The organism is Streptomyces sp. NPDC015220 (assembly GCF_043079345.1).
Taxonomy (GTDB): domain Bacteria; phylum Actinomycetota; class Actinomycetes; order Streptomycetales; family Streptomycetaceae; genus Streptomyces.
The window spans coordinates 1-20,617 of the sequence record NZ_JBIBUK010000033.1 but is presented as its reverse complement, the minus strand read 5'-3'; the positions used below and the strand labels follow the sequence as shown (position 1 = coordinate 20,617).

The 20,617-nt window shown below is 75.5% G+C and carries 3 protein-coding genes and 3 pseudogenes; all 6 read right to left on the bottom strand.

Annotated elements, in window-relative coordinates:
* Positions 1-5: 5 nt before the first annotated feature.
* On the bottom strand, positions 6-5,792 hold the full coding sequence (locus ACF061_RS36350) for an SDR family NAD(P)-dependent oxidoreductase (RefSeq protein ID WP_392271286.1): 5,787 nt from the start codon (positions 5,790-5,792) through the stop codon (positions 6-8).
* Positions 5,793-5,821: 29 nt separating this feature from the next.
* Positions 5,822-9,178: an SDR family NAD(P)-dependent oxidoreductase gene (locus ACF061_RS36345; RefSeq protein WP_392271319.1), complete on the bottom strand. Its 3,357-nt coding sequence runs from the start codon at positions 9,176-9,178 to the stop codon at positions 5,822-5,824.
* A 63-nt stretch (positions 9,179-9,241) separates the two neighbouring features.
* A pseudogene (locus tag ACF061_RS36340) lies at positions 9,242-9,520 on the bottom strand (hypothetical protein); the annotation flags it as partial.
* A 69-nt stretch (positions 9,521-9,589) separates the two neighbouring features.
* Positions 9,590-12,331: pseudogene (locus ACF061_RS36335) on the bottom strand (type I polyketide synthase); the annotation flags it as partial.
* A gap of 171 nt (positions 12,332-12,502) precedes the next feature.
* Positions 12,503-17,887, bottom strand: a pseudogene (locus ACF061_RS36330) (type I polyketide synthase); the annotation flags it as partial.
* A gap of 133 nt (positions 17,888-18,020) precedes the next feature.
* On the bottom strand, positions 18,021-20,617 hold a 2,597-nt coding region (locus ACF061_RS36325), incomplete at its 5' end, for an SDR family NAD(P)-dependent oxidoreductase (protein WP_392271285.1).

Genomic DNA, 20,617 nt, shown 5'->3' with positions numbered 1-20,617 from the left:
ACGGCTCAGGAGATCCCGAGTTCGTTGGTGATGAAGTCGAAGACCTCTTCGTCGTCCGCCGAGTCCAGCTCCAGTCCGGAGGCGCCCGGCTCCTTCCCGCCGGGCGCCGTGGACCGTTCGCCCCAGCGGCCGACGACGGCGCGCAGCCGTTCGGCGATCCGGGCGTGGTCCGGGTGGCCGGGTGTGATGTCCGCCAACGCCTCCTCCAGACGGTCGAGTTCGGCCAGCACCGGATCGGCGGACGAGACGTCGTCGCGCGGCACCGCGTCCTCGAGGTGTCGGGCCAGCGCCGCCGCCGTCGGATGGTCGAAGACGAGCGTCGCGGGCAGCCGCACTCCGGTGACCGCGGTCAGCCGGTTGCGCAGCTCCACCGCCGTCAGCGAGTCGAAGCCCAGGTCGGTGAAGGCCCGCCCGGCGGCGACGGCGGTGACGTCCGTGTGTCCGAGCACCTCGGCCACCGTGCCGCGCACCAGCTCCAGCAGGATCCGCCGCCGCTCGGCCTCGTCGGCTCCGGTGAGCCGTCGGCGCAGCGCCGCCGCGGCACTGCCGTCCTCCGGGCCGCGGGAACCGGCGGCCGAAGTGGGGGAGGGAGCCGCGAGTCCACGCAGCAGCGGCGGCAGCCCGACGTCGGCCGAGCGCAGTGCGGCCGGGTCGAGCCGGACCGGTACGAGGGCAGGCGGGAGGTGCGCCGGGCCGGAGAGCGCGGCCGTCAGGGCCGTGTCGAACAGCTCCAGCCCCTCTTCGGCGGACAGCGGCAGGACACCGAAGCGGCGCATCCTGCGCAGAGTCGGTTCGTCCAGCCCGGCCGCCATGCCGCTCTCCTGCTCCCACAGGCCCCAGGCCAGTGACACGGTCGGCAGTCCCAGGGCCGCGCGGTGGTGGGCGAGGGCGTCCAGGAAGGCGTTGGCCGCGGTGTAGGAGCTCTGTCCGGCGCCGCCGAGGACGGCCGTCGCCGAGGAGAACAGCACGAGGGCCGGCTTCGCGGCCCGGGTCAGTTCGTGCAGGTGCCAGGCAGCGTCGATCTTGGGGCGCAGCACGGCGGCCGTGCGCTCCGGCGTCAGCGCGTCGAGGGCGCCGTCGTCGAGGACCCCGGCCGTGTGGATCACGGCCGTCAGCGGGTGCGCCGCGGGTATCCGGGCCAGAACGGCGGCGAGCGCGTCCCGGTCGGCAACGTCGCACGCCGCCACCGTCACGTGCGCGCCCAGCGCGGTCAGCTCCTCCGTCAACTCCGCCGCCCCGGCGGCGTCCCGGCCGCCACGGCTCAGCAACACCAGCCTGCGCACGCCCTGTTCAGCCACCAGGTGACGGGCCACCAGCGAGCCCAGCGCTCCCGTGCCGCCGGTGACGAGGACCGTGCCGTCGGGGCCCGGCGAGGGCGGGGCGGTGGTGTCCGGGGCCGCGGCGGGCAGCGCCGCCTTGGTACGCACGAGGCGGGGCACCATCAACGTGTCGTTCCGGTGGACGAGTTGGGGTTCGTCCGAACCGGCGGCCGCGTGCCATCCGTGCGCCGACCCGTCGGACACGTCCAACAGGACGAACCGGCCGGGGTGTTCCGCCTGGGCCGCGCGGACGAGTCCCCACACGGGGGACCGGCGCAGTCCTGAGACGCCGTCGCCGGTGACGGCGGCCACCGCGTTCCGGGTGACCACGATGAGCCGCGTCCCGGCGAGCCGCTCGTCGGCCGCCCACTCCACGAGCGCGGACCGGACCGTGTGCACGGCCTGGTGCGCGGCTTCGGGGACGGGACCGCCGGGCTCCTCGACGGCCGTCAGGAACACGGCGTCGGGCACCGGCCTGCCGTCGGCCACGGCGGCGGCCAGCGCCGCGGTACCGGGGAACCGCTCCCGTACCGCGCCCTCCGGCACCGGTCCCGTGCCCACGGCGACCAGGTCGGCACCGGGTGCGGGGTGCGTGCCGGCCGCCGTCCACTCGATGTGGAACAGGCTGTCCGCCGACCGGCCCCGGGACGCCGCCCGCAGTTGGGCGGCCGAGACCGGGCGGGCCCGCAGCGACTCCACCGAGACCACCGGGTTCCCGTGCTCGTCCGTCACGGTCACCGACATCGCGTGGGGACCGACCGGTGACAGGCGCACGCGCAGCGCGACGGCGCCGGTGCGGTGCAGCCGCACACCGTTCCAGGCGAAGGGCAGCAGCACCTCGTCCCCGACGGTGCCGACCAGCCCCGCGTGCAGCGCCGCGTCCAGCAGCGCGGGATGGACGCCGTGACGAGCCGCCTCCGCGCGGAAGGGCTCCGGCAGGGCCACCTCGCCGAACACCTCCTCGCCCGAGCGCCACACCGCGACCAGCCCCCGGAAGGAGGGCCCGTAGGCGAAGCCGTCGAGCGCGGCGGAGTCGTAGAAGCCGTCCAGGTCCACCGGAACGGCACCGGCGGGCGGCCAGTCCCCGGCCGGGTCCGGCGCCGCGCCGGGGTTGTCCGCCGCGTTCGCCAGCACGCCGCTCGCGTGGCGGGTCCAGGGCCGGTCGGCGTCCTCGCCGGCCAGGTCCGCAGCGGGCCGGGAGTACACGGCGACCGGGCGGCGGCCGTCCTCGCCGGCCGGCCCCACGGTGAGCTGCACGTGCACGGCCGCGTCCCCGGCGAGGATCAGCGGACTCTCCTGGTCCAGCTCCTCGACCGTGTCGCAGCCCGCCAGCCGGGCGGCGTGCAGGGCGAGTTCGAGGTAGGCGGTGCCCGGCACCACGGTCGTTCCCAGGATGACGTGGTCGGCGAGCCAGCCGTGGGTGCGCGTCGAGAGCCGGCCGGTGAGGACCAGCCCGGCGCCGTCGGCCGGGGCGAGCGCCGCGCCGAGCAGGGGGTGTCCGGCCGGAGCCAGCCCCAGCTCGCCCGGCTCGGCCGGGGCGTCGGAGCCGTCGGCCGGCCAGAACCGCTCACGCCGCCAGGCGTACGTGGGCAGGTCGGGCAGGGCCGCTCGCGCCGCCCCGTCCGGCTCCGCCAGACAGGCGCGCCAGTCCACCGCGACGCCCCGCACGTGCGCCTCGGCCAGCGCGGTGAGCAGCGTGCGCGTCTCGGAGCGGTCGCGGCGGAGCACCGGGACCGCGAGGACCCCGTCCGAAGCGTCCCCGGCGAACGGGGCGGCGGCCTCGCGCGTCAGCGCGGACAGCACCCCGTCGGGTCCCAGCTCCAGGAAGGTGCGCACGCCCTGGCCGAGCAGGGTCCGCACGCCCTCGTGGAAGCGCACGGGCTCGCGCACGTGCCGGCCCCAGTAGTCGGCCGACCGGATCTCCGCGCCCGTGACCGGCCGGCCGGTGATGTTCGAGATGATCGGAATGTCCGGCTCGCCCAGGGTGAGCGTGGACAGCACCGCGCGGAACTCCGCCAGCATGCCGTCCATGCGCGGGGAGTGGAAGGCGTGGCTCACCGCGAGTTCCTTGGTGCGCCGCCCCCGGGCGCGCAGTGCGGCGACGACCTCGCGCACCGCGTCCTCGTCGCCCGAGACGACCACCGACGAGGGGCCGTTGACGGCGGCCAGGCCGACCCGGCCGGCCCGTCCGGCGAGCAGGTCCGCCACCTCGGCCTCGTCGGCCTCGACGGCCGCCATCAGCCCGCCGGCCGGCAGTTCCTGCATCAACCGCCCGCGCGCCGCGACCGCCGTCACCGCGCCCTCCAGCGAGAACACGCCCGCGACGTGCGCGGCCGCCAGCTCGCCGACGGAGTGACCGAGCAGGTGGCCGGGGCGCACCCCCCACGACTCGACGAGCCGGTAGAGGCTCACCTCCAGGGCGAACAGCGCGGCCTGCGTCCACGCCGTGCGGTCCAGCAACGCCGCCCGCTCCGAGCCCGCCGCGGCGGACAGCACCTCGCGCAGCTCCAGGTCGGTCCGCTCGGCGAACAGGTCGCAGATCCGGTCGAGACAGTCGGCGAAGACGGGATACCGGCGGTACAACTCCATTCCCATGGCCGCACGTTGGGCGCCCTGACCGGTGAAGAGGAACGCCGGGGCGCCGGTGTGCGCCACCGTGCCGGTGACCGGCCGCACGGGCCGCCGCGCCCCGGCGCCGCGCAGCACCGCCAGCCCGTCGAGCAGGTCATCGCGGCCGGAGCCGAGCAGGACGGCCCGGTGGTCCAGGTGCGCCCGGGTGGTGGCCAGCGACCGGGCGAACGCGGCCGGGTCCGGGTCGGGGTGCGCCAGGACCGCCTCGTGCAGCCGCTCCGCCTGGGCGCGCAGGGCCAGGGGGTCGGCGGCGGACAGCAGCCAGGGCACGAGCGGGGCGTCTTCCGGGACGGCCCCGCCGGGCTCCGCCGCACGCAGCGGCGACGGCGCGGCGGAAGCGCCCGCCCCGGACCGTACGGCCACCGGCGGCTCCTCCCGCCGGGCGGCTCCGGCCGGTTCCCCGGCCTGTTCCAGGATGACGTGCGCGTTGGTGCCGCTGATGCCGAAGGAGGAGACGGCGGCCCGGCGCGGCCGGTCCACCGCGGGCCACCCCCGCTGCTCGGTCAGCAGCGCCACGGCCCCGGCCGACCAGTCCACGTGCGGGGTGGGCTCGTCCACGTGCAGGGTCCTCGGCAGGACGCCGTGCTCCAGCGCCAGCACCGTCTTGATCACTCCGGCCACCCCGGCGGCCAGCTGGGTGTGGCCGATGTTGGACTTCACCGACCCCAGCCACAGGGGCTGTTCGGCGGGACGGTCCTTGCCGTACGTGGCGAGCAGGGCCTGCGCCTCGATCGGGTCGCCCAGCTTCGTGCCGGTGCCGTGCGCCTCCACCGCGTCCACCTCGGACGGAGCCAGCCGGGCGTCGGCGAGGGCCTGGCGGATGACCCGCTGCTGCGCGAGCCCGTTGGGCGCGGTGAGACCGTTGCTGGCGCCGTCCTGGTTGACGGCGGAGCCGCGCATGACCGCGAGCACCCGGTGGCCGTTGCGCCGCGCGTCCGACAGCCGCTCCACCAGCAGCACCCCGACGCCCTCGCCCCAGGCCGTGCCGTCGGCGCCGCCGGCGAACGCCTTGCAGCGGCCGTCGGGCGCGAGCCCGCGCTGGCGGCTGAACTCCACGAACATGTGCGGCCGGGCCATGACGGCCGCGCCGCCCACGAGCGCCAGCCCGCACTCGCCGCCGCGCAGCGCCTGCGCGGCCAGGTGCAGGGCCACCAGCGACGACGAGCAGGCGGTGTCCACGGTCAGCGCCGGACCCTCCAGCCCCAAGGCGTAGGCCAGCCGGCCGGAGGCGACGCTCACGGTGGTGCCGGTCAGCAGATACCCTTCGCCCCCCTCGGACACCGCCCGGAGCCCGGCACCGTACCCGAGGGGCGCCACGCCGACGAACACGCCGGTACGACTGCCGCGCAGCGCCGTCGGGGCGATGCCCGCACGCTCGACGGCCTCCCAGGACGTCTCCAGCAGCAGCCGCTGCTGCGGGTCCATCGCCAGGGCCTCGCGCGGGCTGATCCCGAAGAAGGCGGCGTCGAAACGGTCGGCGTCCGACAGGAACGCACCGTGGCGCACGTAGCTCTTGCCGGGGCGGTCGGGATCCGGGTCGTACAGCGCCTCGACGTCCCAGCCGCGGTCCTCGGGGAACGGCGTCACGGTGTCCCGGCCCTCGGCCAGCAGCCGCCAGAAGTCCTCCGGCGAGGCCACCCCGCCGGGGAAGCGGCAGGCCATGCCGACGATCGCGATCGGCTCGTGCCGGGCCTGGTTCAGCTTCTGGTTCTCCTGCTGGAGACGCTTGTTCTCCTTCAGGGAGTGACGCAGCGCTTCCATCATCCGCTCCGACCGGCCGCCCGCGTCCGGCGCCTTCGGCGTCCCGCCGTCCCGTGCCACCGGGGTTCGCTCTTCACTCATGGTCGTCTCCGTGGTCCGTCCGTGCGCGCTCAGTGGTCGCCGGCGCCGAACGCCAGGTCGATGAGGTCGTCCGCGTCCAGGTCGTCGATGTCGTCCGTCCCGTCGTCCGCTCCGTCGGACGGGCCCGTCCCGTCGCGCCCGAGCGGGGCGGCGGCATCCGGACCGGCCAGCTCCAGCAGGGCCGCGAGCAGCCCGGACGAACGCAGTCGGGCGGGCGGGAGCGTGGCGAGCAGCCGGCGGACGTCCTCGTCGGTGAGGTCCGGGGCGTCTTCGGCCCCCGGCCCCGGGGCCAGCTCCCGCAGCAGGTGCCCGGCCAGGGCCGCCGGGTTCGGATGGTCGAAGACGAGCGTCGTCGGCAGCCGCAGCCCGGTGGCCGCGGTCAGCCGGTTGCGCAGCTCCACCGCGGTCAGCGAGTCCAGACCGAGCTGCTTGAACGCCTGGTTCGGGCCGACCGCCGCGCTCGACGCGTGCCCCAGCACCAGGGCCGCCTGGTCGCGCACGAGGTCCAGCAGCACCCGCTCCCGTTCCGGCGCCGGCAGCCCGGCCAGCCGGTCGGCGAGCGACTGAGCGGCGGACTCACCGCCCCCGGCGGCCCCCGCGGACACCGTGCGCCGCACCGGCGCCCCCACCAGCTGACGCAGCAGTGGATGGACCTGCCCGAAGGCGCGGACCGCGTCGGTGTCCAGCCGCACCGCCACCACCTGGGCCCGCCCGGCCGACAGCGCCGCGTCGAACAGGGCCAACCCCTCGGCGTCGGACAGGCCGCTCATGCCGGCCCTGCGCAGCCGGGCCAGATCACCCGCGCCCAGGTGGCCGGTCATGCCGCTCGCCCGCTCCCACAGGCCCCAGGCCACCGACACCCCGGGCAGGCCCTGAGCCCGCCGGTGCTGGGCGAGGGCGTCGAGGAAGGCGTTGGCCGCCGCGTAATTGCCCTGCCCCGGGCCGCCCAGCACCGCCGCCGACGAGGAGAACAGCACGAACGCGGCGAGGTCGGCGTCCCGCGTCAGTTCGTGCAGGTTCCAGACCGCGTCCACCTTGGACCGCAGTACCGCGTCGACCCGCGCGGGCGTCATCGAGGCGAGCACCACGTCATCGAGGACCCCGGCCGCGTGCACCACACCCGTCAGCGGATGCCCCTCCGGCACCGTGGCCAGGACCGCCGCGAGGGCCGCACGGTCCGCGCTGTCGCACGCCGCCACGGTCACCTCGGCGCCCGCCGCGGACAGCTCGGCGCACAGCTCTCCGGCGCCCTCGGCCGCAGCGCCCCGCCGGCCGAGCAGCAGCAGGTGCCGCACCCCGTGCTCGGCGACCAGGTGCCGGGCCACCAACCCGCCCAGCACCCCCGTGCCGCCCGTGATGAGCACCGTGCCGTCCGGGTCCAGCGCGGCGGACGGCATGGTGAGCACCACCTTGCCCACGTGCCGCGCCTGGCTCATGAACCGGAAGGCGTCCAGACCGTGCCGGACGTCCCACGACGACGTCGGGATCGGCCGGAGCGCGCCACCGGCGAACAGAGGCATCAGCTCCGCCATCATCCTGCCGATGCGCTCATGACCCGCCTCGATCAGGTCGAACCAGAGGTAGGAGACGCCCGGATGGTCGGCCGCGACCCGACCGGCGTCGCGGATGTCAGTCTTGCCCATCTCCACGAACCGGCCGCCGCCGTCCGCCAGCAGCCGCAGTGACGCGTCCACGAACTCGTTGGCGAGCGAGTTCAGCACCACGTCCACCCCGCGCCCGCCGGTGGCCGCCCGCACCCGCTCCTCGAAGTCCAGGGACCGGGACGAGGCGATCCGCTCCAGCGGCACGCCGAGCGCGCGCAGCGTCTCCCACTTGGCGGGGCTCGCCGTGGCGAAGACCTCGGCGCCCAGGTGCCGGGCCAGTTGCAGCGCCGCCAGGCCCACCCCGCCGGTGGCGGCGTGGATCAGCACCGATTCGCCGGCCCGCAGGCCCGCCAGGTCCACCAGGCCGTAGTACGCCGTGAGGAACGCGATCGGCACCGAGGCGCCCTCCGCGTACGTCCAGTGCTCCGGCAGCCGCACGAGCAGCCGCCGGTCCACGGTGGCGACGGGGCCGAACGAGCCCGGGACCATGCCCATCACCCGGTCGCCCGGCGCCAGGTCCGTGACGTCGGACGCCACCTCCAGCACGACCCCCGCCGCTTCGCCGCCCATCACGTCCTGATCGACCATGCCCAGGCCCAGCAGCACGTCACGGAAGTTCATCCCGGCCGCGCGGACCGAGATCCGCACGTGCCCCGGCGCGGGTGGCGCCGACGCCTCCGGACAGGGCAGCAGGGCGATGTTCTCGAGCGTCCCCTTGCCGGTCGTGTCCAGCCGCCAGGGCGAACCGTCCACCGGCGGCGCCAACGTCCGCTCCGCCGAAGCCCGTACGAGCCGGGGCACCGACAACCGCCCGTCGCGCAGCGCGAACTGGGGCTCGCCGGACGACAGCGCACGCAGCAGGGCCGACCGGGACGACGTCCGCCCGTCCAGATCGGCCAGCACGAACCGGTCCGGATGCTCGGACTGCGCCGACCGCAGCAGCCCCCACAGCGGCGCGTGCACCAGGTCGGTCACGGTCTCGCCGTCACCCGCCGCCACCGCGCCCCGCGTGACCAGGACCAGCCGCCCCCCGGCGAACCGCTCGTCGGCCAGCCACTCCCGCACCAGCGCGAGCACGTCGTGCAGCGCGGCCCGGACGGCCCCGGCCGTGTCGCCGCCCTCCACCTCCGGCGCGGGCCCGCACGTCACCACCAGCGTGTCACCCGGTGCGGCGGCGTCGAGACCGGGCCGGGTCCCGAGGCCGAGGCCGAGCCGGTCCGTCCCGAGAACGGCCACGTCCGCCGACTCGTTCCCGGGCAGCGGGAGCCCGACCCACTCCAGGTGCAGCAGGGGGTCCTGCCCGTCGGCGCGGGCGGAGGCGATCCGCTCCTCGTTCACCGGCCGGCTGACCAGCGACGCGGCCTCGATCACCGGCACGCCGTCCTGGTCCGCCGCGAAGAGGGCGAGCCCGTCGGAGCCCCGTGGTGTGAGGCGCACCCGCAGCGCGGTGGCCCCGGCGGCGTACAGCGCGACACCGCTCCAGGAGAACGGCAGCCGCACCTCGTCGACACCACCGACGAGGCCGCTGTGCAGCGCCGCGTCCAGCAGGGCCGGGTGCAGGCCGAACCGACCGGCCGCCTCGCTCTGTTCCTCCGCCAGCCCTACCTCGGCGAACACCTCGTCACCGCGCCGCCACAGGGCACGCAGCCCCTGGAACGCCGGCCCGTACTCGAGGCCCCGTTCGGCCAGCCGCCCGTAGAGGCCGGCCAGGTCCACCGGCTCGGCGCCGGCCGGCGGCCACTGCGCCAGATCCCAGTCGGGGCGGGCCGCGCCGCCGGACACATATCCCGTGGCGTGACACGACCAGACGGCCCCGCCCGTCTCCCGCTCGGCCCTGGTGTGGATGCCCACCGGCCGACGGCCCGTGTCGTCCGGCGCGCCGACCGAGATCTGGAACCGCACCGCACCGTCCTCGGGCAGCACGAGCGGCGCCTGGAGCGTCAGTTCCTCCAGGACGTCGCACCCGACCTGGTCGGCGGCGTGCACGGCGAGGTCCACGAGCGCCGTCGCCGGCACCAGCACCGTGCCCCACACCGCGTGGTCGGCCAGCCACGGCTGCGACCGCCGTGACAGCCGGCCGGTCAGTACCAGTCGGTCCTCACCGGCCAGCGGCACCGACGCACCCAGCAGCGGATGCCCGGACACGTCGAGCCCCACCGCCCCCGCGTCACCGGCCGGGCGCGTCGCCTCCAGCCAGTAACTGCCGTGCTGGAAGGGGTAGGTGGGGAGGTCGATGTGGTGTTGGGTGGTGTTTTGTGTGGTGGGCCAGGTGATGGGGATGTTGTGGGTGTGGAGGTGTGCGGCGGAGGTGAGGAGTCGGGTCCAGTGGCCTTCGTCGCGGCGGAGGGTGCCGGTGATGGTGGGGGTGTGGCCGGTTTGTTCTGCGGTGTCTTGGATGGCTGTGGTGAGGATGGGGTGGGGGCTGCATTCGATGTAGGCGGTGTGGCCGTGGTTGAGGGCGGTGTGGAGTGCGGGTTGGAGGAGGACGGTCTGGCGGAGGTTGGTGTACCAGTAGTCGGGGGTGAGGGTGGTGGTGTCGAGGAGGGTGCCGGTGACGGTGGAGTAGAAGGGGATGGTGGCGGGCTTGGGGGTGATGCCGGTGAGGAGTTGGGTGAGTTGGGTGTGGAGGGGTTCGACGTGGGGGGTGTGGGAGGCGTAGTCGACGTCGATGCGTCGGGCGCGGATGTTGTTGGTTTCGCAGTGGGTGAGGAGTTCGTTCAGGGCGTGGGTGTCGCCGGCGATGACGGTGGTGTGGGGGCCGTTGAGGGCGGCGATGTGGAGGTGGTTGTGCCAGGGGGTGATCAGTTCGCGGGTGTCGTGGTGGTTGAGGGGGAGGGAGGCCATGCCGCCGGTGCCGGTGCCGGTGCCGGTGCCGGTGCTGTTGCTGTTGCCGTTGTTGGTGCCGTTGTTGGTGCTGGTGCTGGTGCTGGTGCTGGTGCTGGTGCTGGTGCTGGTGTGGGTGTGGGTGTGGATGGTGTGGCTGCGGAGGGCGGCGATTTTGGCGCCGTCGTGGAGGGTGAGGGCTCCGGAGACGACGGCTGCGGCGATTTCGCCTTGGGAGTGTCCGATGACGGCGGCGGGTTCGACGCCGAGGCTGCGCCAGAGTGTGGCGAGGGAGACCATGACGGCGAAGAGGACGGGTTGGATGATGTCGACGCGGGTGAGGGGTTCGCCGCTGCGCAGGACGTCGGTGAGGTTCCAGTCGACGTGTGGGGCGAGGGCCGTCTCGCATTCGGTGATGGTGTGGGCGAAGACGGGGGAGGTGTCGAGGAGGTCCAGGGCCATGCCGGTCCATTGCGAGCCCTGGCCGGGGAAGACGAACACCGGGCGCTCGGCGTCCCCGTGCCCGGTGACCACGCCGGGCGCCTCCGACCCGGCGGCCAACGCGTCCAGACCGGTCAGCAGTTGATCCCGGCTCGTTCCCAGCACCACCGCGCGGTGCTTGAACCGGGTACGGCTCGTCGTCAGTGCGTGGGACACCTCGGCGGGCGACCACTCGGGGTGGCCGTTGACCGCGGTCCGCAACCGCTCCGCCTGGGCGCGCAGGGCCTCGGGGGAGCGTGCGGAGACCGGCCAGGCGACGGGGCCCCGCGGCGACGGTGCCGTACCGGACTCGATGTCGTCCGGTGTCTCGGTGTCCTCGGGTGCCTGTTCGAGGATGACGTGGGCGTTGGTGCCGCTGACGCCGAAGGAGGAGACGGCGGCCCGGCGGGGGCGGTCCAGGTCGGGCCAGGTGTGCTGCTCGGTCAGGAGCCGCACGGCTCCGGCCGACCAGTCGACGTGTGGTGTGGGCTGGTCCACGTGGAGGGTCTTGGGCAGGATGCCGTGGCGCAGGGCCATGACGGTCTTGATGATGCCGCCGACGCCGGCGGCGGCCTGGGTGTGGCCGATGTTCGACTTCAACGACCCCAGCCACAGGGGCTGTTCGGCGGGACGGTCTGTGCCGTAGGTGGCGAGCAGGGCCTGTGCCTCGATCGGGTCGCCCAGTTTGGTGCCGGTGCCGTGCGCCTCCACCGCGTCCACCTCCAACGGAGCCAGCCGGGCGTCGGCGAGGGCCTGACGGATGACCCGCTGCTGGGAAGGACCGTTCGGTGCGGACAGGCTGCTGGTGGCGCCGTCCTGGTTCACCGCCGAGCCGCGCAGTACGGCGAGCACCGGATGCCCCAGTCGACGCGCCTCGGACAGCCGCTCGACCAGCAGCATGCCCACGCCCTCGCCCCAGGCCGTACCGTCCGCCGACGCCGAGAAGGACTTGACGCGGCCGTCGGGCGCGAGCCCGTCCACCCGGCTGAAGTCGACGAAGGTGGACGGGGTGGACATCACGGTCACCCCGCCCGCCAGCGCCATCGCGCAGTCTCCGCGTCGTAGCGCCTGTGCGGCCAGGTGCAGGGTGACGAGCGAGGACGAGCACGCCGTGTCCACGGTGACCGCCGGCCCCTCCAGCCCGAGCACGTAGGAGACCCGCCCGGACGCCACGCTGCCCGCGTTGCCGCTGCCCAGGAAGCCGGCCACGGTCTCGTCCACCTCGCCGAGCCGGGTGGCGTGGTCGTGGTACATCAGCCCCGCGAACACCCCGACGCGCCTGCCGCGCAGCGCCGTCGGGTCGATGCCGGCGCGTTCGACGGCCTCCCAGGAGGTCTCCAGCAGCAGCCGTTGCTGCGGGTCCATCGCCAGGGCCTCGCGCGGGCTGATGTCGAAGAACGCCGGGTCGAAGTCGGCGGCGCGGTCCAGGAAACCGCCCTCCCACACGTACGAAGTGCCGGGCCGCCGCCCGCTCGGATCGTGGAGGTCATCGGCGGACCAGCCGCGTTCGGCGGGCGGCGCGCCGATGGCGTCCCGGCCCTCCGTGACCAGCCGCCACAGGTCCTCCGGGGAGGCGACCGCGCCGGGGAAACGGCAGGCCATGCCGATGATCGCGATCGGCTCGCGGGCGGCCTCCTCCAGTTCGGCCGCCTTGCGCCGCGCCTCGCCCAGCTCGGTGGTGGCCCACCGCAGGTGTTCGCGGAACTTGTCCAGCTGCGACGCCGCGGCGGACGTCGGCTGCGCCGGAGCCTGCGGCTGCCGGGACTGTGCGGTCGATGACTCGTGCGACACGGGAACCCGCTCCTAAAGACGCTGCTGGTTCGACGGCGTCCCGCGATCGGCGGAGCGCATCTGCTGGAGGACTTCGAAGAGCTCTTCGTCGGACGCCGAGCTGAGATCGGACGGCTCCCGGTCGGCCGGGCCCGGACCGGCGTCCGGCTCCGGCCCGTCGCCGTCCGGCCAACGGGACACCAGGTCCCGCAGCCGGCGGGCGACCGTCTCCCTGGCACCGGCGTCGGCGCCCTCGGCGAAGGACGCCAGGAACTCCTCCACACGGTCCAGTTCGGCCAGGACCGGTGCCGCGGCGGAGCCGGAGCCCACCGCGCCGCCCAGCTCCGCGCAGAGGTGGTCGGCGAGGGCCGCGGCGGTCGGATGGTCGAAGATCAGGGTGCTCGGCAGCTCCACACCGGTGGCCTCGAACAACCTCTCCTGGAGATCCAGGTTGGACAGGGAGTCGAAACCGATGTCGGCGAAACCCCGGTGCGGCTCGATGTCCTCGGCCGACCGGTCACCGAGCACCACGGCGGCGTGCGACCGGACCAGGTCGAGCAGGGCGCGGCGCCGGTCGGGTTCGGCCATCGACCGCAGCCGCTGACCGTACGGGACCTCTGTTGCCACCGCCGGTTCCGAAGGCGCCTGCGCCACCTCTCCCCGCCCGGGTGACGACGGAGGTGTCCACACCGTGTCGTCCACCAGCAGGTTCAGGAGGGGCAGCAGCCGACCGGCCTCGTGCCTCTCCCTCAGCCGTGCGGTGTCGAACCGGAGTGGTACAAGCACCGGTTCGTCCTTCACCGTACGGGCGGCATCGAGGAGACCGAGGGCGTCCGCTGTGCTGAGCGCGCGGATGCCGTCCCGCTCCATCCGCGCCCGGTCGGCCCCGGACAGGGCGGCGGTGAGCGCGCTGTGTTCGGCCCAGGGCCCCCACGCGAGCGAACGGCCGGGCAGGCCGGAGGCGTCGCGGTGGCGGGCGAGGGCGTCGAGGAAGGCGTTGGCCACGGCGTAGTTGCCCTGCCCGGCACTCCCGAAGGTGCCCGCGGCGGAGGAGAACAGCACGAACTCGGCCAGGTCCAAGTCGCGCGTCAGCTCGTGCAGGTGCCAGGCCGCGTCCGCCTTCGGCCGCAGTACGCGAGCCAACTGCCCGTCCGACAGCGTCTCCGTCGGGGCGTCGTCGGTCACGCCCGCCGCGTGCACGACGGCGGTCAGCGGATGGGCCTCGGGCACGCCGGCGAGCACGGCCGACAGGGCCGCCCGGTCGGACACGTCGCACGCCACCACCGCGACCCGAGCCCCGTCGGCGGCCAGCTCGGCCGCCAACGCGGCCGCTCCCGGAGCCCGCTCACCGCGCCGACTGGTCAGCAGCAGGTGCCGGGCACCTCGTGCGACCAGGTGCCGGGCCACCAGCGCGCCCAGGGTGCCGGTACCGCCGGTGATCAGGACGGTGCCCTCCGGGTCGAACGCGCGCACGTCCCCGACGGCGCCGTCCGAGGCGGAGGCCGCCCCTTCGCCGGCGCCGTCCGCCGCTCCGGACAGGCGGGGCACCCACAACGCTCCGCCCCTGACCGCCACCTCCGGCTCGGCCCGTCCGGCGCGCACCGCCGCCGCGAACGACTCCGGCTCCGGCGCCGCCCCGCCGCCGACGGTCAACAGCCCGAACCGCCGGGGCCGCTCGGCCCGCGCGCTGCGCACCAGTCCGCGTACGGCCGCGCCGACGAGATCCGCGTGACCGGTGCCGCCGTCGCCGTCCTGCTCCCGCCACACCGTCACGAGCCTGCTCGTGGCCAGTCGCGGCTCGGCGAGCCAGGCCCGCAGGGTGCCCAGCAGGCCGGTGGCCGCCGCGTGCACGGCCGCCGGGACGTCCGCGCCGGGCGGCACCGGCGGTCGGCCGACCGGCAGCAGCACCACGTCCGGCGCGGGCGCCCCGGCGGCGAGGGCGGCGACGAGTGCGGCGAGATCGGCGTGGCGGGAGCCGACAGCCACCGGCAGCTCGTCCTCGGCGCCCAGCGCCGCGACCACGGCGGTGTCGTCCGGGCCCGCGCCGGGGGCGGCCAGCGGCACCCACTGCGGCCGCAGCAGCCCGCCCGGCCCGTCGGCGGCGGCCAGGGGACGGGACAGCAGGGCCGACACGGACAGCACCGGTACGCCCGCGGCGTCGGCGGCCGTCACGGACACCGCGTGCCCGGCGTCCGCCGCGTACCCCTCGGCCGGGGCGATCCGCACCCGCAGCGCACCGGCCCCGCCCGCGCCCGCCCTCACCCCGTGCCAGGCCCCGGGCACCAGGCGCTCCGCCAGGACCCGCGGATGCGCGACCGCCCACGCCTGGAGTGCGGCGTCCAGCAGTGCGGGATGCACGCCGTACCGTCCCGCCTCCGCCCGGAGTCCGGCCGGCAGCGCCACGTCCGCGAACACCTCGTCGCCCCGCCGCCACACGGACCGCAGCCCCCGGAACGCGGGCCCGTACGCGATGCCGTGATCGGCGGCCCGCCGGTGGAAGTCCTCGACGGCGACGCCCTCGGCCCGGGGCGGCGGCCAGGTCACGAGGTCGTGGCGGCTTCCCGCACCGGGGCCGGCCTCGCCCGGCAGGACCTCGGAACCGGCGTCGCCCGGCGCCAGCGTTCCCGTCGCGTGCCGGGTCCAGGCGTGGTCCGGTCCGGGACGGGTGGACAGGCTCAGCCGGCGCCCGCCGTCGGGGTCCGGCGCGGTGACGTGCAACCGGACCGCCCGGCCGGCGCGGACACCGGCCCGGCGGACCGGCAGCTCCACCGGGGTGTGCAGGGTCAGCTCCGCCACCCGGCCGCAGCCCGCGTACGCGCCCGCCCAGCGGGCCAGCTCCACCACCGCCGTGCCCGGCAGCAGCACCCGGCCGGCCACCGTGTGCTCCGCCAGCCATGGATGGTCGGCCGTGGACAGCACCCCGGTGAACAACAGGCCTCCGTCGTCCGGGAGTTCCACGACCGTGCCGAGCAGCGGATGGCCGGCGGGCGTGAGTCCGGCCGCGACCGCGTCCACGGTGGGCGGTCCGTCGTCCAGCCAGTACCGCCGCCGGAGGAAGGGGTACGTCGGCAGGTCGGCGGGGAAGGGACCATCCGGGCCCCCGGCCGGAAAGGCAGCCGACCAGGTCACGGTCGCATCGCTCACATGCAGCCGTGCCAGCTCCCGCCACAGCCCGTCCGCGCCGCCCTCGCCGCCGACCGGCGAGGTCACGACCCGCACCGGCCGCTCCGTCACGGCCGCCGAGAGCCGCGGGGCGACGACCCCCGGGACACCCACCTCCACGAAGAGGCCATGCCCGCGGCCGGCCAACTCGGCCACCACGCGCTCCAGTTCGCCCGGCGCCGAGGCGACGGCCAGGAACGGCACCCGGCCGGTGCCCGGAACCGGCGACCCGCCCCTCTGCGTCACCGCGCGGGCCCCCTCCTTCAGCGACAGCGCCCCGGCGACACAGGCCCCGGCGATCCCGGCGACGCCGCCGTCCGTCCCGTCCGCGTCGTCCGCCACGCCGACGACCGCCGTCGCGCACACCCCGAACGCCTCCCACAGCCCGCCGAGCGCCACCAGCACCGCCCAGCGCGCGGCCCGCTCACCGACGGCGTCCGGCCGGGCCCCGCCGCCACGCAGCACATCGCGTACCGGCCGGTCCACGGACGCACCCAACGCCTCCTCGCACTCCGCCAGCAGCCGCGCGAACACCGGGAAGGACCCGGCGAGCCGGTCGGCCCAGCCCAGGTCCGCCGCCAGGCCCCGACCGGTGACCACCAGCACGGCCCGGGCGGCCGAGACGACCCGGCCGTGGACCAGCCCCGGGGCCGCTTCACCCGCCGCCAGCGCGGTCAGGCCCGCGACCAGCTCCGTGCGGTCGCCGCCGAGCACCACCGCACGGTGCTCGAAGACCGACCGACCTCGGGCCAGAGCGGCGCCCACCTGCGCCACCGTGGTCTCGGGACGGTCCGCCAGGTGCGCCGCCAGCCGTCCGGCCTGGGCGCGCAGCGCCTCCTGCGTACGTCCGGACAGCACCCACGGCACGGGCCCGCCCGCAGCCCACACCGCGGTGGCCGACGGCGCGGACACGGTCACGTCCTGCTCCAGCACCACGTGCGCGTTGGTCCCGCTGACCCCGAAGGACGAGACACCGGCCCGACGAGGCCGGCCCGTGTCCGGCCAGTCGCGGCGCTCGGTGAGCAGTTCCACGGCCCCGGCCGACCAGTCCACGTGCGGATTGGGCGCGTCCACGTGCAGGGTGCGGGGCAGCACCCCGTGCTCCATGGCCTTCACCATCTTGATCACCCCGGCCACCCCGGCCGCGGCCTGCGCGTGCCCGATGTTCGACTTCACCGAACCGAGCCACAGCGGCCGTCCGGCGGACCGGTTCCGCCCGTACGTGGCGAGCAGGGCCTGCGCCTCGATCGGGTCGCCCAGCTCCGTGCCGGTGCCGTGCGCCTCGACCGCGTCCACGTCCGCCGCCGACAGCCCGGCCCGGTCCAGCGCCTGCCGGATCACCCGCTGCTGCGCCGGACCGCTCGGTGCGGTCAGCCCGCTGCTCGCACCGTCCTGATTGACCGCGCTGCCCCGGACGACGGCGAGGACGCACCGCCCGTGCCGCCGGGCGTCCGACAGCCGCTCCAGCAGCACCATCCCGACGCCCTCGCCGAGCGCCGTGCCGTCGGCCCCGGACGCGAACGCCTTGCAGCGCGCGTCGGCCGCCAGTCCCCGCTGACGGCTGAACTCCACCAGCGCCAACGGCGAGGCCATCACCGTCACCCCGCCGGCCAGCGCCAGTTCGCACTCGCCAGCCCGCAGCGCCTGCGCGGCCTGGTGCAGCGCCACCAGCGAGGAGGAACAGGCCGTGTCGACACTGACCGCCGGGCCTTCCAGGCCGAGCGTGTACGCGACCCGGCCCGAGGCCACGCTGCCCGTGCTGCCGTTGCCGAGATACCCCTCGAACTCACCGGGCGCGTTGCGCAGCCGGGCGGCGTAGTCCTGGTAGATGACGCCCGCGAACACCCCGGTACGACTGCCGCGCAATGCCGTCGGATCGATCCCGGCGCGCTCGACGGCCTCCCACGAGGTTTCGAGGAGCAGCCGCTGCTGCGGGTCGGTGGCCAGGGCCTCCCGGGTGCTCATCCCGAAGAACGCCGGGTCGAAGGCGGCCGGGTCGTCCAGGAAACCGCCCTCCTCGACGTACACCTTGCCGGTCCGGGCCGGGTCCGGGTCGTACAGGTCCTCCTCCCAGCCGCGGTCGGCCGGGAGGGGCGAGATGGCGTCCCGGCCCTCCACGACCAGCCGCCACAGGTCCTCGGGAGAGGCGATCGCGCCGGGGAAGCGGCAGGCCATGCCGACGATCGCGATCGGCTCGCGGGCGGCCGCCTCGGCCTCCCGCAGCCGCTGCCGGGTCCTGCGCAGGTCCACGGTCAGCCGCTTCAGCGCGTCGACGACCTTCGCGTCCGCGCCCTCGGCGCCGCCCGGGGCTCCGTTCGTCGCATCGCTCGTCATGATCGTGCCGTCAGCCTTCCGTGCGTCCGTGGTGGGTGTGGGGGTCTCGGCCATGTCAGGACTTCCGCAGCTCGTCGTCGACGATGCCGAGGAGGTCGTCCAGGGAAGCGCCCTCGAAGTCGTCCCCGAAACCGTCCTGTCCGGCGCCGGGGGACCCGGGGCCGTCGGAGGAGCCGGTCGCGGCGGCCCCGTCGGCGGGACCGGCCGGGGCCAGCCGGTCGAGCAGGCCGCGCAGCCGCGCCGCCAGCCGTTCCCGGTCCGCCCCGGCGGCCGCGTCGTCGGTCCCCGACAGCAGACCGGCGGCAGCCAGTCCTGCTTCCAGCGCCCGTAGTCCGGCTTCGGCGAACGAGCCGACCGTCTTTGGAGCGGGCCCCGGACGTCCCTGCGCCTCCGGTTCCCCGGCGGCGCCCAGCAGTTCGTCGATGCGGGCGGCGACCGCCACCGGCGTGGGATGGTCGAAGATCAGGGTCGCCGGCAGGCGGAGTCCGGTGGCCGCGTTCAGCCGGTTGCGCAACTCCACCGCGCGCAGCGAATCGAAGCCCGATTCCAGGAAGCCGCGTTCCACGACGATCGTGTCGGCGTCGGCGTACCCCAGCACCATCGCCACCTGCCGACGCACCAACTCTTGCACCACATGGGCCCGTTCGCCGGGAGTCAGTCCGGTGAGCGACAGGCCCGCGTCCGCCGGGGCCCCGGCGGCGCCGACGGTCCCGGACACCGCCGCACGCGGCAGGCCCACTTCCCGGACCAGGTCGCGCAGCAACGGCCGGACAGCGGCCCCACCGCCCAGCGCTCGCAGATCCAGCCGGATCGGCACCACCAGGGAGCGGTTCAGCCCGAGCGCGTGGTCGAAGAGGGCCAGCCCGTCCTCGCTCGACAGCGGCAGCACCCCGGCCCGCCGCATCCGCTCCAGGCCGGCCTGGTCCAGCCGGCCGGTCAGCTCGCTGACCTCCTCCCACAGTCCCCAGGCCAGCGACACCGCGGGCAGCCCCAGTGCTCGCCGGTGTTCGGCGAGCGCGTCCAAGTAGGCATTGGCCGCGGCGTAGTTGGCCTGTCCGCCATTGCCGAGCACCCCGCCCGCGGCCGAGAACAGCACGAACCGGGCGGGTTTGGCCTCCTGGGTGAGTTGGTGGAGGTGCCATGCGGTGTCGGCCTTGGGTTGCATGACGGTGGTGATGTGGTGGGGGGTGAGGGTGTCGAGGGTGGCGTCGTTGAGGGTGCCGGCGGTGTGGATGACGGCGGTGAGGGGGTGGTCGTGGGGGATGTGGTGGAGGGTCTGTTGTAGGGCGGTGCGGTCGGAGGTGTCGCAGGCGGTGATGGTGACGGTGGCGCCGAGGGCTTGGAGTTCGGTGCGCAGCCGGTGGGCGTCGGGTGCGTCGGGGCCGCGTCGGCTGAGCAGGAGCAGGTGGCGCACCCCGTGCCGCTCCACCAGGTGCCGGGCCACCAGGGACCCCAGCGTCCCCGTGCCGCCCGTGATCAGCACCGTCCCCTCGGGGTCCCACTGAGGGGCTTCCGGCTCCGCGTCCCCCGCCGCCGGGCGCAGCCGCGCCAGCCGGGGCACCAGGAGCTGTCCGCCGCGCACGGCGTACTGCTCCTCGGCGTCCCCGTCCGCCGCCACGGCCGCGACCACCTCGCGTACGGCGTCCGGCTCGTCCACGTCGGCGATCACCAGCCGGCCGGGATGCTCGGCCTGCGCGGAGCGGACCGCGCCCCACACGGCCGCCGCCGCCAGGTCCGTGACGCCCTCGTCCCGTACGGCCACCGCGCCCCGGGTCAGCAGGACCAGCCGGGAGGAGCCGAACCGCTCGTCCGCCGACCACTCCCGCAGCAGGGCCAGCGCCCGCACCACCGACTCGTGCGCGGAATCGGCCGTCCGCGACTCCTCCCCGGGCCACGACCAGGGGACCACCACGACCTCGGGCGCCGCTCCGGCCGCCTCGGCGAGCGACCCGAAGCCCGCGGCACCGAGCGCCGTCCCCAGCTCGAGCGGGTCCGGGCCGACGACGACCGTGCGGGCCGCAGCGGTGCGCGGTGACGGGACGGCGTCCGTCCACGCCGGCTCGAACAACGCGTCCGCCACCACGGCCGCGCCACTCGCGGCGGCCAACTGCTGCCGGGCCACGGGACGCACGGCGAGCGAGGACACCGTCGCGACCGGCGCGCCGTCCTGGTCCGCCACGTTCAGCGACAGACTGTCCGGACCGTCGGGGACGAGGCGCACCCGGAGGGCGGTCGCGCCGACGGCGTGCAGGGTCACCCCCCGCCAGGAGAACGGCAGCCGCACCTGATCGACGCCGCCGACCAGACTTGTGTGAAGAGCCGCGTCGAGCAGCGCGGGATGGATGCGGAACCGCTCCGCGTCCACGTGCAGTTCCTCCGGCAGCCGCACCTCGGCGAACAACTCCTCACCACGCCGCCAGACCGCGCGCAGCCCCTGGAAAGCGGGCCCGTACACCATCCCCACCTCGGCGAGCCGCTCGTACAGTCCCTCGATGCCGACCGCTACCGCACCGGCGGGCGGCCACACCCCGTCCAGCCTGCCCGTGCCCGTGTCGCTCACCGTTGGGTGGGGGGTGAGGGTGGCGGTGGCGTGGTGGGTCCAGGTGGTGTGGTCGGTGGTGGTGTGGATGGTGAGGGTGCGGTGTCCGGTGG